This window comes from Ornithinibacter aureus (genome assembly GCF_009858245.1).
GTDB lineage: Bacteria > Actinomycetota > Actinomycetes > Actinomycetales > Dermatophilaceae > Fodinibacter > Fodinibacter aureus.
Genome location: NZ_VMSB01000001.1, coordinates 2,468,921 through 2,482,726 on the forward strand (window position 1 = coordinate 2,468,921; position 13,806 = coordinate 2,482,726).

Annotated in this window: 13 protein-coding genes; 7 read left to right on the plus strand and 6 right to left on the minus strand. The window is 71.7% G+C overall.

Translation table 11 applies throughout. The annotated features are described in order from the left end of the window. Nucleotides 1–35: 35 nt before the first annotated feature. Nucleotides 36–668: a hypothetical protein gene (locus C8E84_RS11760; RefSeq protein WP_159902353.1), complete on the minus strand. Its 633-nt coding sequence runs from the start codon at nt 666–668 to the stop codon at nt 36–38. Between the two features lie 106 nt (nt 669–774). Between C8E84_RS11760 and C8E84_RS11765 the strand changes: the two genes are divergently transcribed. From C8E84_RS11765 to C8E84_RS11775, 3 genes are read left to right on the plus strand one after another with little or no spacing between them, the layout of a single operon-like run. After that, nucleotides 775–1,035, plus strand: coding sequence for a type II toxin-antitoxin system VapB family antitoxin (locus C8E84_RS11765; RefSeq protein ID WP_159902355.1), 261 nt, complete (start codon nt 775–777; stop codon nt 1,033–1,035). Continuing rightward, a complete protein-coding gene (locus C8E84_RS11770; protein ID WP_159902357.1) occupies nt 1,032–1,442 on the plus strand; it encodes a type II toxin-antitoxin system VapC family toxin in 411 nt (136 codons plus the stop codon). Before C8E84_RS11765 ends, C8E84_RS11770 begins: the two co-directional genes overlap by 4 nt. Further along, complete coding sequence (locus C8E84_RS11775) at nt 1,439–2,962, plus strand: fused MFS/spermidine synthase (RefSeq protein WP_159902359.1); 1,524 nt, start codon at nt 1,439–1,441, stop codon at nt 2,960–2,962. The genes C8E84_RS11770 and C8E84_RS11775 overlap by 4 nt, the downstream gene beginning before the upstream one ends. Nucleotides 2,963–2,971: 9 nt before the next feature. Here C8E84_RS11775 and C8E84_RS11780 read toward each other — a convergent pair whose 3' ends face one another. Beyond that, nucleotides 2,972–3,784 carry a 2-oxo acid dehydrogenase subunit E2 gene (locus C8E84_RS11780; RefSeq protein WP_159902361.1) on the minus strand — a complete coding sequence of 271 codons (813 nt, stop codon included), beginning with the start codon at nt 3,782–3,784 and terminating at the stop codon, nt 2,972–2,974. Continuing rightward, on the minus strand, nt 3,781–4,563 hold the full coding sequence (locus C8E84_RS11785) for an SDR family NAD(P)-dependent oxidoreductase (protein WP_159902363.1): 783 nt from the start codon (nt 4,561–4,563) through the stop codon (nt 3,781–3,783). Before C8E84_RS11785 ends, C8E84_RS11780 begins: the two co-directional genes overlap by 4 nt. Before the next feature lie 211 nt (nt 4,564–4,774). On the opposite strand from C8E84_RS11785, the gene C8E84_RS11790 reads away from it, so the two are divergent. Beyond that, a complete protein-coding gene (locus C8E84_RS11790) occupies nt 4,775–4,981 on the plus strand; it encodes a (2Fe-2S)-binding protein (protein ID WP_159902365.1) in 207 nt (68 codons plus the stop codon). Continuing rightward, on the plus strand, nt 4,968–5,450 hold the full coding sequence (gene bfr / locus C8E84_RS11795) for a bacterioferritin (protein WP_159902367.1): 483 nt from the start codon (nt 4,968–4,970) through the stop codon (nt 5,448–5,450). The genes C8E84_RS11790 and bfr overlap by 14 nt, the downstream gene beginning before the upstream one ends. 9 nt (nt 5,451–5,459) lie before the next feature. Here the strand turns inward: bfr and C8E84_RS11800 are convergent, their stop codons facing one another. Further along, entirely contained in the window at nt 5,460–6,092 is a 633-nt protein-coding gene (locus C8E84_RS11800; RefSeq protein ID WP_246196909.1) for a GNAT family N-acetyltransferase, read from the minus strand. A 60-nt stretch (nt 6,093–6,152) separates the two neighbouring features. Here C8E84_RS11800 and C8E84_RS11805 point away from each other — a divergent pair, with 60 nt between their 5' ends. Beyond that, nucleotides 6,153–6,737: a thermonuclease family protein gene (locus tag C8E84_RS11805; protein ID WP_159902369.1), complete on the plus strand. Its 585-nt coding sequence runs from the start codon at nt 6,153–6,155 to the stop codon at nt 6,735–6,737. 65 nt (nt 6,738–6,802) lie between these two features. On the opposite strand, the gene C8E84_RS17685 is transcribed toward C8E84_RS11805, so the two are convergent. Together C8E84_RS17685 and C8E84_RS11815 are read right to left on the minus strand one after the other, a co-directional pair. Then, a complete protein-coding gene (locus C8E84_RS17685; RefSeq protein WP_170296284.1) occupies nt 6,803–9,730 on the minus strand; it encodes a DEAD/DEAH box helicase in 2,928 nt (975 codons plus the stop codon). A 16-nt stretch (nt 9,731–9,746) separates the two neighbouring features. Further along, nucleotides 9,747–10,172 carry a DUF1801 domain-containing protein gene (locus C8E84_RS11815; RefSeq protein WP_159902371.1) on the minus strand — a complete coding sequence of 142 codons (426 nt, stop codon included), beginning with the start codon at nt 10,170–10,172 and terminating at the stop codon, nt 9,747–9,749. Between the two features lie 271 nt (nt 10,173–10,443). On the opposite strand from C8E84_RS11815, the gene C8E84_RS11820 reads away from it, so the two are divergent. Beyond that, the gene (locus C8E84_RS11820; protein ID WP_159902373.1) at nt 10,444–13,800 is read left to right on the plus strand and encodes an ExeM/NucH family extracellular endonuclease; all 3,357 of its coding nucleotides are present in this window, start codon (nt 10,444–10,446) and stop codon (nt 13,798–13,800) included. Nucleotides 13,801–13,806: the final 6 nt, after the last annotated feature.

Consider the following 13,806-nt stretch of genomic DNA (forward strand, 5'->3'; position numbering starts at 1 on the left):
GGTCAGCGCGTGGCCGACCCCGTCGCGGAGCCGGCTCAGGTGACGGGCAGGGGCGGGCCCCGGCCGCCGAGGGGGCGCAGCGCCCGGCTGGTCGGGGTGGTCAAGGCGCCGGCCTCGACGGCAAGGCGCAGGATGCCGTGGGCGAACCGCAGGCTCAGCGGCTGGGGGAGCAGCGCGCGCACGACGGCGCGTACGGCATCCTCCCCGCGGGAGAGGAGTACGGCGGCGACCACGGTCGCGATCGCGTGGGCCGCGAGCATGCCTGGCGTGACGTGCAGGCTGGCGAGCAGGGAGGTGCCAGCCGCGCCCATCGAGGTGACGGTCGCCCCTGCGGCGGCCACGGCATCCGAGGTCGGGAGACCCGACGCCCCGTGGACGTGCGGGGCCATGCTCGTGCCGCGGCCCGGAGCCATCATCACGAGCGTGACGTGGGTGAGCACCTGCCCGGCGCCCATGGCCACGCCGAGGCGGGTGGCGGAGGCGCCGCGCCGCACCAGGGCCCACACGAGCGGGCCGACGAGGGCGGCGAGGATGAGCACCGCGAGGGGTTGCGGGCCGGTGGCGCCGCCGAGGCTGTGCGCGGTGTGGCCCAGGCCGATGACGACGAGGGTGGCGACGAGGGCGCGCAGCATCCGGGCATCGCGCGTGCGCTGCGGCATCCCGGTCACGAGATGAGCGTAGCCACGGCTCCTGACCGGCTCGCGCCCGGTCAAGGGGCACGACTGTCAGTCCTCGTCTCTACCGTCTACCCCATGAAGAAGGTAGACTCTACCCATGGGGCTGAACATCAAGAACGAGCGCGTGCACCGTCTGGCTCGCGAGGCGGCGCGCGTGACGGGGCGCACCCAGACCGGCGCGATCGAGGAGGCCCTGGTGAGGCTGCTGCGCGAGTACGACGTCGACCCCGACCAGGCCCGCACCGCGCCGGTGGTCGACCGCGTCCTGGCCATCGCGGCGCAGTGGCAGGCCGATCCTGGGCGGGGTCACCTGCGCGCCGAGGACCTGTACGACGAGGTGACCGGGCTGCCCCGATGATCGTCGACTCGTCCGCGTTGATCTCGATCCTCGAGGGTGAGAGCGGCTCGACGCGGGTGCTCGAAGCCCTGGCTGCCGCCTCGCCGGGGGCACTGATGTCGGCGGCCAGCTGGGTCGAGGCGGGAATCGTCGCGGACGCCCGCTCCCCGCGGCACGGGGAGCGCCTCGACCGGGTGATCGAGGAGCTGGGGATCGAGATCGTTCCCGTCACCACCCGCCAGGCCGCGGTGGCGCGACTGGCCTACCAGCGTTTCGGTCGCGGGTCGGGTTCACCTGCTCGCCTCAACTACGGCGACTGCTTCTCCTACGCCTTGTCCACGACGGAGGGTCGACCCCTGCTCTACGTCGGCAACGACTTCAGCCAGACCGACGTCGCTGCGGCGCTGCGTGCAGACTGGTCGCCATGACGAAGGCCCCAGGCACATCCCCGGAATCCGTGCGTGGGCTGGGGCCGATGACGGCGGCTGCCTTGGTGTTCGGGTCGAGTGCAGCCGTGCTCGTCGTCGAGCTCGCGGCGCTGCGACTGCTCGCCCCCTACCTCGGCCTGACCCTCGAGACCAGCACCATCGTCATCGGCATCGCCCTGGCCGCGATCGCCACGGGGTCGTGGGCCGGGGGCCGGGCCGCCGACATCATGCCGCCGCGTCGTGCCCTCGGCCCACTGTTGGCGATCTCCGGGGTGGCGGTGGCCGCGACCCCGTTCGTCGTGCGGGCTGCCGGTGAGACCGCAGGGTCGGGAGCGGCGCTGCTCATGGCGATCGTCGCGATCCTCGTGCCGGGGGCCCTGCTCTCGGCCGTGTCCCCGATGGTGACCAAGCTCGTGCTCACCGACCTTGCCGAGACCGGCAGCGTCGTCGGCCGGCTGTCGGGCATCGGCACGGTTGGCGCCATCGCCGGGACGGTGCTCACCGGGTTCGTCTTCCTCGCGGCACTGCCGGTCAGCTCGGTGCTCGTCGCCACCGGGGTGCTGCTCGTGCTGGCGGCGGCCGCCGTCGAGGTGGCTGTTCGGGGTGCCCGGGCTGCCGTCGTGCCGCTCGTGCTGCTGGTGCCGGGGGCGCTCGGCGCGGCCTACGGGCCCGGCCGGTGCGAGGCCGAGACCGTCTACCACTGCGCGCAGGTGCAGGTGGACCCGGCGCGCGAGAGCGGTCGGGTGCTCGTGCTCGACAGCCTGCGCCACTCCTACGTCGACCTCGACGACCCGACGCACCTCGAGTTCCAGTACGTGCAGGCGCTCGCGGGTGTCGCGGACACGGCGTTCCCGGCCGGTGAGCCGCTGGACGCCTATCACCTCGGAGGCGGCGGGCTGACCTTTCCTCGCTACCTCGAGCGGGTGCGGCCCGGCACGGTCAGCGTGGTCTCCGAGATCGACCGCGGTGTGCTGGAGATCGACGAGCGCGACCTCGGGCTGGTCACCGGCCCGGCGTTGGACGTGCGCATCGAGGACGCGCGGCTCGGGCTGCGCAGCCTCGACACCGACAGCCGCGACCTCGTGGTCGGCGACGCGTTCGGCGGCATCAGCGTGCCCTGGCACCTGACGACCCGCGAGGCCCTCACCGACGTCCGGCGCGTCGTGCGGCCCGGCGGCATCTACGCCGCCAACCTCATCGACTTCGCGCCGCTGTCCTTCGCCCGGGCCGAGCTCGCCACGATGCGAACGGTCTTCGAGCACGTCGCGGTGGCCGCGGATGCCGCGACGCTGGGTCGCGAGGTCGGGTCCGGTGGCAACGTGGTCGCCATCGCCTCCGACGAGCCGCTCGACCTCGAGGCCCTGCGGTCCGGGTTCGCCGCCCAAGGGCTCGCGTGGGAGGTCGTCCAGGGCGATGAGCTGGACACCTGGATCGGGGACTCGCCGGTCCTGACCGACGACTTCGCCCCGGTCGACCAGTTGCTGACCCCCTACCCGAGCGCCCGCCGCCCCGTGGCCTGACGCAGCACGTCAGGACAGTGGGTGGTCGAGCCGCTCCGGGCGGGTCAGCAGGTCGCGCACGATCGTCGTGACCTGACCGGCGTGGGCCCCGTCGACGATCCGGTGGTCGGCCGTCGCGACGAGCACGAGCACCGGCCGGGCGACGACCTCCCCGTCGACGACGACCGCCCGCTGCTGCACCGTGCCCACCGCGAGGTAGATCGGCGTGCGGGCCAGCGGCAGCGGTGCGAGGAAGGCCTCGTCGAGCCCGAGGGTGCCGACGTTGGAGACGAACGCCGTGCCGAGCGGGAAGCCGGGCTGGCCGACGAATCCCTTCCCGAAGCCACCGGCCACGACACCGGCCGCCGCCATCACCGGGCGCAGCGCCCACGCGGGGGCGATCTTCACCAGGCTCGACGTGCGCTTGTACGAGGTGTGGTCACCGCGGCGCAGCTTGCCGGCCCCGGCATCCAGCGCCTGGGCGATCTCCACGGGGCTGAGGCGATCGACGTCGTGCACCTTGATCGGCGCGAGGTCGGACCCGCGGCCGATGTCGACGGCGAACCCGATGTCACACCTCTCCAGTGGACGCAGCCGCCCGAAGACCACCCGCGCCCGCACCTCGGGCACCGCGCGCAGGGCCCGCCCGAGAGCCGCCCCGACGACGTGCGTGATCGTGATCCGTTCGCCGGTCTCCTCCCGCACCCGCTCGATGTAGGCCAGGGCGGGCGTGACGTCGACCTCCGTGCGCGCGTAGATGCGTCCGTCGCGGGACGGGCGCCAGGTCGCCACGGCGATCTTGCGGCGCACCGGCACCCGGGGTGCGCTGTGGTGGCCGGTCATCGGATGCCGGTCAGGGCCAACCGCACGACGCTGCGGGGCGCGTGGGCGAGGGTTGCGAGCGGGGCCGCGCGGCGCGGCATCCGAAGCGTGGCCTGGTCGTCCTCGACGGCGGCGACGACGGCGCGTGCCACGGCATCCGGGTCCAACATGGTCAGGGCGCGCAGGCCGAGCACCCGGTCGAACGCCGCTGCCGTGGGTGGGTGGCTCGCGATGCGGCTCATCATCTGTGAGGAGACCGGCCCGATCTCGACCGCGAGGGTGCCGATCGGGCCGCCGCGCAGGTCGGCGCGCAGGCCGGACGTGAAGTGCGTCAGCCCGGCCTTGGTCGCGCCGTAGGTGGCCAGGCCCGGGAAGGTGGCGACCCCGGCCAGCGAGGAGATGTTGACGAGGTGGCCGCGACCGCGCGCGGTCATGCCCGGCAGCACCTGGCGGCAGAGCTCGACGGGGGCGAGCAGGTTGAGGGCGAGCAGGTGCTCGAGGTCGTCGGCGGTGAGGTCGGTGAGGTGGCCGACGGTCTCGGTGCCGGCGTTGTTGACGAGAACGTCGACCGGGCCGTGGGCCTGCTCCACGTCGCGGATCAGGGAGCGCAGGGTGTCGCGGTCGGTGAGGTCGGCGGACACGGCGTGGGCGCCCAGGTCGGCGGCGAGGGCCTCGAGGGGCTGGGTGCTGCGGGCGACGAGCGTGAGGCGCGCCGCGGCATCCGAGAGGTGGGTGGCGAGGCGCCGCCCGATGTCACCGGTGGCTCCGGTGAGCAGGACGTGGGTGCCGGCAACTCGCATCCGTCCAGTGTCGTGCACGGCGGGTCGGTGGCCACCATCGTGAGTGGCCTGGGGGTGGGGATGTCGAACCTTGGTCGGGCTGCGGCCCCGGGCGTTCCGGTGTGCGGAATGGCGGATGCACCGACTTGAGCCCGTCCGGAACAATATGGTGAGGTAAGCCTCACCTTCATCCCCTGGTGCCTCGTGCGCCCGGCCCGCGACAGGAGACGCCGTGATCGTCTGCCACTGCCACGTCGTCAATGACGCGGCCATCGCGGCGGCCGTCGACGCCGGCGCCCGCACCCTCGGGCAGGTCTGCCGCTCGACCGGGGCGGGCAGTGACTGCGGCTCGTGTGTGTTCTCGGTGCGGCGCCTCGTGTGCGAGCATGTCTCGAGCCAGGTTCCCGAGAGTGTGGAGGCGCAGCATGCAGCCAGTTGACCCCAAGATCGTCGACCACCTCAACGATGCGCTGACCTTCGAGCTGAGCGTCGTCAACACCTACTTCCTGCACGCGCGCATGCTCGACAGCTGGGGCTTCCCCAAGCTCGGCAAGGTCTTCTACGACCTGTCGATCGACGAGATGCGCGACGCCGACTCCCTCATCACCCGCATCCTGTTCTTCGAGGGTCACCCGAACATCCAGCGTCTGAACGCCCTGCGCGTCGGCGAGAACGCCGAGGAGATGCTGCGCCTCGCCCTCGAGAGCGAGTACGCCGCCGTCGCGCAGTTCAACGCCGCCGCGCAGGAGTGCCACGACCTCGGCGACCACGGCACGGCATCCCTGTTCGAGACGATGGTGCTCGACGAGGAGAAGCACGCCGACTGGTTCGAGGGTCAGATCGAGGCCATCGCACGCATCGGGCTGCCGCAGTACCTCGCCCAGCAGGTCGAGACCACCACTCCCTGACCCCGGCGGCTACGCCAGGAGGATGCCGTACCATCGCGCCCCGGGCGGGCCGGTCACGGGCCGGAACCCCAGCCGCTGGTAGAACCCGGGCGCTGCGGTGTTGCCGGGGTCGACGCCGAGGTGGATGCCGGGCACTCCTTCGCGAGACAGCTCGCCGACGACCTCGTCCATGATCCGGCGACCCCACCCCTGGCCCTTGAGCCGGGGAAGGAGGTCGACGTGAAGGTGGGCCGGGTGCTCCGCCAGCAGGGCGGCATCCGACCGGGGGGTCTCGTGGATCCGCTCGACGAGGGCCCGGTCGGCCTCGGTGGCGCCGCTGCCCAGCGGCAGGCGCTCACGCAGCGGCGGCAGCCAGACGGTGTCGAGCCAGTGCTCGAACGCCGCGGTGTCGGGGACGGCGAGGCAGTAGCCGGCGACGCCCTGGTCGTCGTGGATGACCCGGGTGACGGCCTCGGGAAAGGCGAGGTAGGGCCCGGCCCAGAGGTGTCCGAGGAGGTCGGGGTCGGCGTGGCGGGAGGTGGCGTCGCGACCGGCGTGGCCGGTGAGGCGGCAGACGCGGTAGACCCCGGGGAAGTCGTGCAGGGTGCCTTCGCGCATCGTCGTCACGGCATCCACGGTAGCGAGGCCTGCCGATCTCGTCATGATGTCGAGGCTGCCCGGTTAGCCTCGAGGCACCGCCCCTGACTGAAGGAGTTGTGCCCCGTGGCTGCCTCGACGGTCGTGAGGTGGGTCAAGGTGCTGGTGGCGCTCGTCGCCGTGGGGCTGATGCTGTTCGGGGTGGTCGCGATCCTTGTCGGGTTGCTCGGCCGACTCTCCACCGGCACAGGTGGACTGGTGCCGGACGGGCCTGCTCCGACCGCTTCCGTCGCGCCGGGTGACCCCGTGAAGGTGGTCTCGGTGCCCGACGGCGACACCATCGTCGTGCGGGTGGGTGAGGGCACCGAGAGGGTGCGGGTCATCGGCCTCGACACCCCCGAGATCGGCTCCGAGGAGTGCTTCGCCGTCGAGGCTGCCCGCGAGGCGCGGGCGCTGGTGCAGGGCAGGACCGTGCTGTTGTCGGCCGACCCGACGCAGGATGACCGCGACCGATACGGCAGGGTGCTGCGGCACCTGACGATGGCCGACGGTCGCAGCATGGCGCAGGTGCTCATCGCGGGTGGGTTCGGCCGCGAGTACACGTACGATCGGCCGTACGCCGGTCGGGCCGAGCACCGGTCGGCCCAAGCGGCTGCGCGCCAGGGCAGGCTGGGCATCTGGGGCCCGGCCTGCGCGTCAGCAGAGTCGTGACATGCAGGGGGCGCGGTATGTCGCGCGTTCGGCATGTCAGTGCTGGAACCCGGTGAGCTCGACCCTCAGGTGGGGCCCAGGCCGGTGACGGTCAGCACGAGTTCGCCTGCCTCGTCGGTGGCCGCCACGTCGAGCTCGGCAGTGATCCGCCAGTCGTGGTCGCCCTCGGGGTCGTCGAGGATCTGCTCCACCACCCACACCTGCGCATCCGAGTCGTCGATCCGCAGCAGGGCCGGCCCCCGAGCCTGCGGGCCGGTGCCGAAGTCGTCGTAGTCGTCGAGGTAGGCCTCGTGCGCAGCCGACCAGTCGTCCTCGCCGAGCTGCCCACCGAGGGCGGCCAGGGCGGCATACCGGCGCAGCGCCAGCAGCTCGACCCGGCGGAACATGCTCTGCCGCACCATGACTCGCAGTGCCCGAGGGTTCGCCGACAGTGCGCGGCCCTCGGTGGGGGTGCGCACCTCGGTGAGCGGGTCATCGCCGGGGTTGGCCAGGGCCTCCCACTCGTCGAGCAGGCTGGAGTCGGTGTGCCGCACGACCTCGCCGAGCCACTCGACGATGTCGTCGAGCTCCTCGGTGCGCGCCGACGTCGGCACGGTCGAGCGCAGCGCCCGGTACGCGTCGGTGAGGTAGCGCAGCACGACCCCCTCGGCCCGGAAGAGCTTGTGGTGCGCGATGAACTCGCCGAAGGTCATCGCCCGCTCGTGCATCTCGCGCACGACCGACTTCGGCGACAGGTCGCGCGGGTCGACCCACGGGTGCCGCTGCCGGTAGACGCGCAGCGCCCCCTCGAGCTCCTCGGCGAGCGGGCGCGGCCAGGTGACGTCGTCGAGGGCGTCCATCCGCTCCTCGTACTCCATGCCCTCGGCCTTCATCGCGCCGACCGCCTCGCCACGGGCCTCGAACCGCTGCGCCATGAGGACCGGGCGCGGGTCGTCGAGCGTGGCCTCGATGACGCTCACGACGTCGAGCGCGTAGCCGGGGGCATCGGGGTCGAACATCTCGAGGGTGGCCAGGGCGAACGCCGACAGCGGCTGGTTGAGCGCGAAGCCGTCGTGCAGGTCGAGCGCGACCTGGAAGGGCCCTTCGTCGTAGCTCCGCCCCTCGCCGCGGATGAACTGCTCGACCTTCCCCGCCGGCGGCCGCTCCTCGGTGGGCTCCTGCGGCGTCTCGTCAGCAGGGGTCGAAGGGGCATAAGGGGTGGGGGCGAGGTGGCCGGCGGCGGCGAGCAGTTCGCCGATCGGGCCGAGGTCACTCGCCAGGTCGGGCTGCGCTTCGCCCTCGTCCGGGATGCCGTCCGCACCAGTTGGGATGCCGTCGGCACCTCGCGCGCTGTCACCTTCCCCCGGCGTGGGGTGAGGCGAGAGCGGCTGCGGCGCAACGGCATCCGACGTCGTTGCCTCGACCTCGGCAGGGAGCCAGTCCTCGAGGGACGAGCCGTCGTCGGGCTCGACCACCCCGGCGCGCAGGAGCGAGGTCAGCACCTGCACCGCGCGCTCGACGAGGGCGTCGCGGCGGGCGGGCTCCTCGTGGTTGTCCAGGAGCAGGGTGTGCAGCGCGGCCTGCTGGCCCTCCCACTGGTCGAGCACGTTGAGCACCATCGCGTGGTTGACCCGCATCTTGGAGACCAACGGCTCCGGCGGTGCCATGACGAGGCGCTCGTAGGTGGACTCGGTGTGGGTGAGCGTGCCTTCCGGCGCCTTCTTGTGCACGACCTTGCGGCGCTTCTTCGCGTCGTCGCCTGCCTTGGCGAGCGCCTTGGCGTTGAGCACGACGTGTTCGGGGGCCTGCACGACGACGTAGCCGACAGTGTCGAACCCGGCCCGCCCCGCCCGGCCCGCGATCTGGTGGAACTCGCGGGCCCGCAGCACGCGCTGCTTGCGCCCGTCGTACTTGGTGAGCGAGGTGAGCAGCACCGTGCGGATCGGCACGTTGATCCCGACGCCGAGGGTGTCCGTGCCGCAGATGACGGCCAGCAACCCTCGCTGGGCCAGGGTCTCGACGAGGCGGCGGTACTTGGGCAGCATCCCCGCGTGGTGGACGCCGATGCCGTGCAGCACGAGCCGGCGCAGCGCCTGGCCGAACCCCTTGCCGAACCGGAACCCGCCGACGGCCTCCTTGATGGCGGCCTTGCGGGCCGAGGAGACGATGTCGACGCTCATCAGCGCCTGCGCCTGCTCGACCGCTGACGCCTGGGTGAACGACACGACGTAGACCGGGCCGCGGTCGTCGCGCAGCAGCAGCTCGAGGGTCTCGTGGACGGGTGTGAGCACCCACTCGAACTCCAGCGGCACGGGGCGCTCGACCCCGGTGACGGCGATGGTCTCGCGGCCGGTGCGGCGGGTGAGGTCCTCCTCGAACGGGCGGGTGTCACCCAGCGTCGCCGACATGAGGAGGAACTGGGTGTCGGGCAGGAGCAGCAGCGGCACCTGCCACGCCCAGCCGCGGTCGGGCTCGGTGTAGAAGTGGAACTCGTCCATGACGACGAGGCCGATGTCGGCCAGTTCCCGGTCGCGCAGGGCGTGGTTGGCCAGGACCTCGGCCGTGGCGCAGATGATCGGGGCCCCGGGGTTGACGGCGGCATCGCCGGTGAGCATGCCGACCTGCTCGGCCCCGAAGATCGCCACGAGGGCGAAGAACTTCTCGCTGACCAGGGCCTTGATCGGCGCGGTGTACCAGCTGCGCTGCCCCTGCGCGAGGGCCTGTGCGTGCGCGGCCACGGCCACGAGCGACTTGCCCGAGCCGGTTGGGGTCGCGAGCACGACGTGGGCTCCGCCGGCCAGGGCCAGCACCGCCTCCTCCTGCGCGGGGTACAGGGTCAGGCCCTGGTCGCCGGCCCACTCGATGAAGACGTCGAAGGCGGCATCCGACGCGGAGGACCCGCTGGACCCCCCGCGCGCGGTGGAGCCGCTGGGCGCGGTGGCGCCGGTGGCCGCGGAGGGGGCCACGGCATCCGACGTCGTGCGGGCGCGGTTCAGCCGGTCGGTGAGGGTCATCGCGCCCCAGTCTCCCTCAGTCGGGCTGGTGGTTGGTCTCCCAGGCGCGGCGGACGAGGTCGGTCAGCACCTCACGGTCGAGGGCCTCGAACTTCTTGACGTAGACGCAGCCCTTGCCGGTGGTGTGCGGCCCGAGGCGGTCGAGCAGGTCGGTGTTGCTGTCATAGAAGGTCAGCCCGTACAGGGTCAGCGCGGCCTTGCGGGGGGAGAGCCCGACGGCGAACCACTCGTGCTCCTTGCCGTCGGCCGTGCGGTACGGCTGGCGGCCGAAGCCGACCATCGTCGGCCCCCACATCCGCGGCTCGGCACCGGTCACCTCGCGGATGAGATCCAGGGCGTCGAGGGCGTCGGCTCGGCGGCGCGAGTCGGGCACGGCATCCAGGAATGCCGTGACGTCGGCGTCCGAGGGGTGGGTCTTGCGATCACCGGGGTTCGCGTCCATCCCCGAATCATCAACTGGTCCGGCAGCCCCGTCCACCCTGCGGACGCCGTGGCGGCCGCCAGGGGTTCGCTGGGGAAGGTGCAGGTCCGCTGGGGAAATGAACTTCTGTCGACCTGAAGGTTCCGGCATCGGGCGGGAAGGTGGCCTTTTGTCGATAGGGCGGTTGCTTCGGTGGCCACGGGCCCGAGGCGGTGCTACGTTCACCGAGTCTCACCGCGGGATCGAGGTGTCGCGAGACGCGAGCGCCCCCCGCAGGACCGTTGGAGGACGAATGGCCCGTTCCACCCTTGCCCGGCTCGTCGCGAAGGTCGCCGTGGGCGCCCTCGCCGTGGTGACGCCCGTGGCGCTGGCCCCTGTGGCCGCCCAGGCCGCGGCCGGGGACCTGCTCATCTCGGAGTACGTCGAGGGGACAGGAGTCAACAAGGCCATCGAGATCTACAACGGCACGGGCGCGCCGGTCGACCTCGGTGCCGGTGGCTACCGGCTCGAGCTGTACAGCAACGGCTCGGCGACGGCGACCGCGTCGGCGAACCTGACCGGCGCCATCGCCGATGGGGACGTCTTCGTCGCGGCCAACGGGGGGGCCAACCCGACGATTCTCGCCGTGACCGACCTGATCACCAACACGGTGGCCAACTGGAATGGCGACGACGCGGTCGTGCTGCGCAAGGGCGGCGTCAACGGCACCGTCGTCGACGCCTTCGGGCAGATCGGCACTCGCCCCAGCACCGAGTGGGGCACCGGTCTGACGAGCACCGCCGACAACACCCTGCGCCGCAAGGACACCGTCTGCGTCGGGGACAACGACGGCAGCAACTCGTTCGACCCGTCGATCAAGTGGGTCGGCTTCGCCGTGGACACCTTCGACGGTCTCGGTGCGCACGTCGCCAACTGCAGCGACACCCCGCCCGTCGAGCAGGCCCCGGCCGTCACGGCCGTCACGCCGGCAAACGCCGGATCCGGCTCCGCCCGGGTCAGCCCGACCGTGACCTTCAGCGAGGGTGTGGCCCTCGACGGCGCGGTCACCCTGGTGTGCAGCGTCACCGGCGACGTGCCCGTGACCGTCAGCGGTGGGCCCACGACGTTCACCGTCGACCCCACCCCCCGCCTGACCTACGGCGAGACCTGCACCCTGACCGTGCTGGCCGCCGGAGTCTCCGACCTCGATGCGAACGACCCTCCGGAGGCCATGGTCACGGACTTCTCCTCCACCTTCACCGTCGTGCTGTCCTCGGCCTGCGCGTCCGCGGTCACCCCGATCCCCGCGATCCAGGGAACGGGTGCCACCGTGGCGCTCACCGGTCCCCAGACCGTCCGGGGTGTCGTCGTGGGCGACTACGAAGGGGCTTCGCCGGCACTGCGTGGCTTCTACCTCCAGGATGCCGGCGACGGCGACCCCGCCACCTCGGACGGCATCTTCATCTTCAACGGCGGCAACCAGGACCTCGTCGAGGTTGGGGACATCGTCACCGTGACCGGCACGGCCGGTGAGAACCAGGGTCAGAGCCAGATCTCCACGAACGCGGCGGGCATAGCCGACTGCGGCACGGGCTCGGTCGACCCGACCCCGGTGACCCTGCCGATGCTCAGCCTCACCGACTTCGAGAAGTACGAAGGCATGCACGTCGAGACGACCCAGCCGCTGTACGTCACCGAGCACTTCCAGCTCGGTCGATTCGGCCAGGTCGTCGTCTCCAGCGGTGGCCGCCTCCAGCAGCCCACCAACGTCGTCGCCCCGGGTGCCGACGCCCTTGCCCTCCAGGAGAGCAACAACCTCAACCGCCTCATCGTCGATGACGGCTCCCAGGCCCAGAACCCCGACCCGATCCTCTTCGGCCGCGGCGGTGACCCCCTGTCCGCCGAGAACACGCTGCGCGGTGGAGACGTCCTCACCGAGGCCGTCGGCGTCATGACCTACACGTGGGCCGGCAACGCCGCGAGCGGCAACGCGTACCGCCTGCGCCCGGTCGGCGCACTCAACGCTTCGTTCGACTTCCAGGCGGCCAACCCCCGCCCCGAGGCACCCGAGGAGGTCGGCGGTGACGTGCGGGCCGCCGCGATGAACCTGCTCAACTACTTCAACACCTTCGACGGACTGCCGGACAACGTCGACAACTGCACCCTCGGCGTGGGCGGCAACAGCACCGACTGCCGCGGCGCCGACACGCAGGAGGAGTTCGACCGGCAGTGGGCCAAGACGGTCGCAGCGATCCTCGCGGTCGACGCCGACGTCCTCGGCGTCAACGAGATCGAGAACGACGGCTACGGCAGCGACAGCTCGCTGAGGCACCTCGTCGACCGGATCAACGCCGAGACCGGCGACGACACCTACGCCTACATCGACGCCGACAGCAACACCGGCCAGACCAACGCGCTGGGCACCGACGCGATCAAGGTCGGCATGCTCTACAAGCCGGCAACCGTCACGCCCATCGGCCAGACGGCGGTCCTCAACACCACCGAGTTCGTCGGTGGCGGCGACACGGCCCCCCGCAGCCGGCCCTCGCTCGCGCAGGCCTTCCGGGTCAACGCGACCGGTGGCTCGTTCGTCGCGGACGTCAACCACCTGAAGTCCAAGGGCTCGGCCTGCACGGTGCCGGATGCCCTGGACGGCCAGGGCAACTGCAACGCCTCCCGCACGGTCTCGGCGCAGGCTCTCGCGACCTGGCTGGACAGCGACCCGACCGGCACGGGCGAGAAGGACGTGCTCATCCTCGGTGACCTCAACTCCTACGCCATGGAGGACCCGATCACGGTCCTGAAGAACGCCGGCTACACCAACCTGGTGAGCAGCTTCCTCGGTGAGGACGCCTACTCCTACGTCTTCGACGGCCAGTGGGGCTACCTCGACCACGCGCTGGGCTCGGCCGACCTGTTCGGCAAGGACCAGGTCGCCGGCGTCGCGGAGTTCCACATCAACGCCGACGAGCCGTCGGTGCTGGACTACAACACCGACTTCAAGACGGCCAACCTCCAGGACGTGCTCTACGCCCCGGACATGTTCCGCGTCTCCGACCACGACCCGGTCATCGTCGGCCTCACGCCGAACTCCCCGGCCACCGTCCAGGCAGCCTTCGACGACACGTCGGTGAGCTGCGGTGCGGGCAGCGCCAGCCTCACGGTCGACATCGCCGACCGGGATGCCGCCGACACCCACGAGGTGAAGATCGCCTGGGGTGACGGCACGACGGAGACGGTGAACACGGCATCCGACTCGCTCACCCGCACCCACACCTACGCCGCAGCCGGGCGCTACACGGCGACGGTCACCGTCACCGACAGCCACGGCCACGTCACGACGACGACCGCCGACGTCGCCGTCGAGTTCACGACGACCGGCGTGCTCGCCCCGTTCAAGAAGGGCAGCGTCACGGCCAAGCAGGGCTCGACGGTGCCGGTGAAGGTCGAGCTCGCCGACTGCGACGGGTCCGAGCCCACCGACCTCGACCCGACGCTCACGGTGAGCCAGGGCAGCACCGTCGTGGCGAGCGGCACGCTCACCTACGTCGACGGCAAGTGGCAGTACAACCTGTCGACCGCGGGCCTGGCACCGGGTAGCTACACGGTGACGATCACCGTGCCCCACACCGGTCAGACCATCACCGCCACCCTCGTCGTGCGGCGCTGACGGATC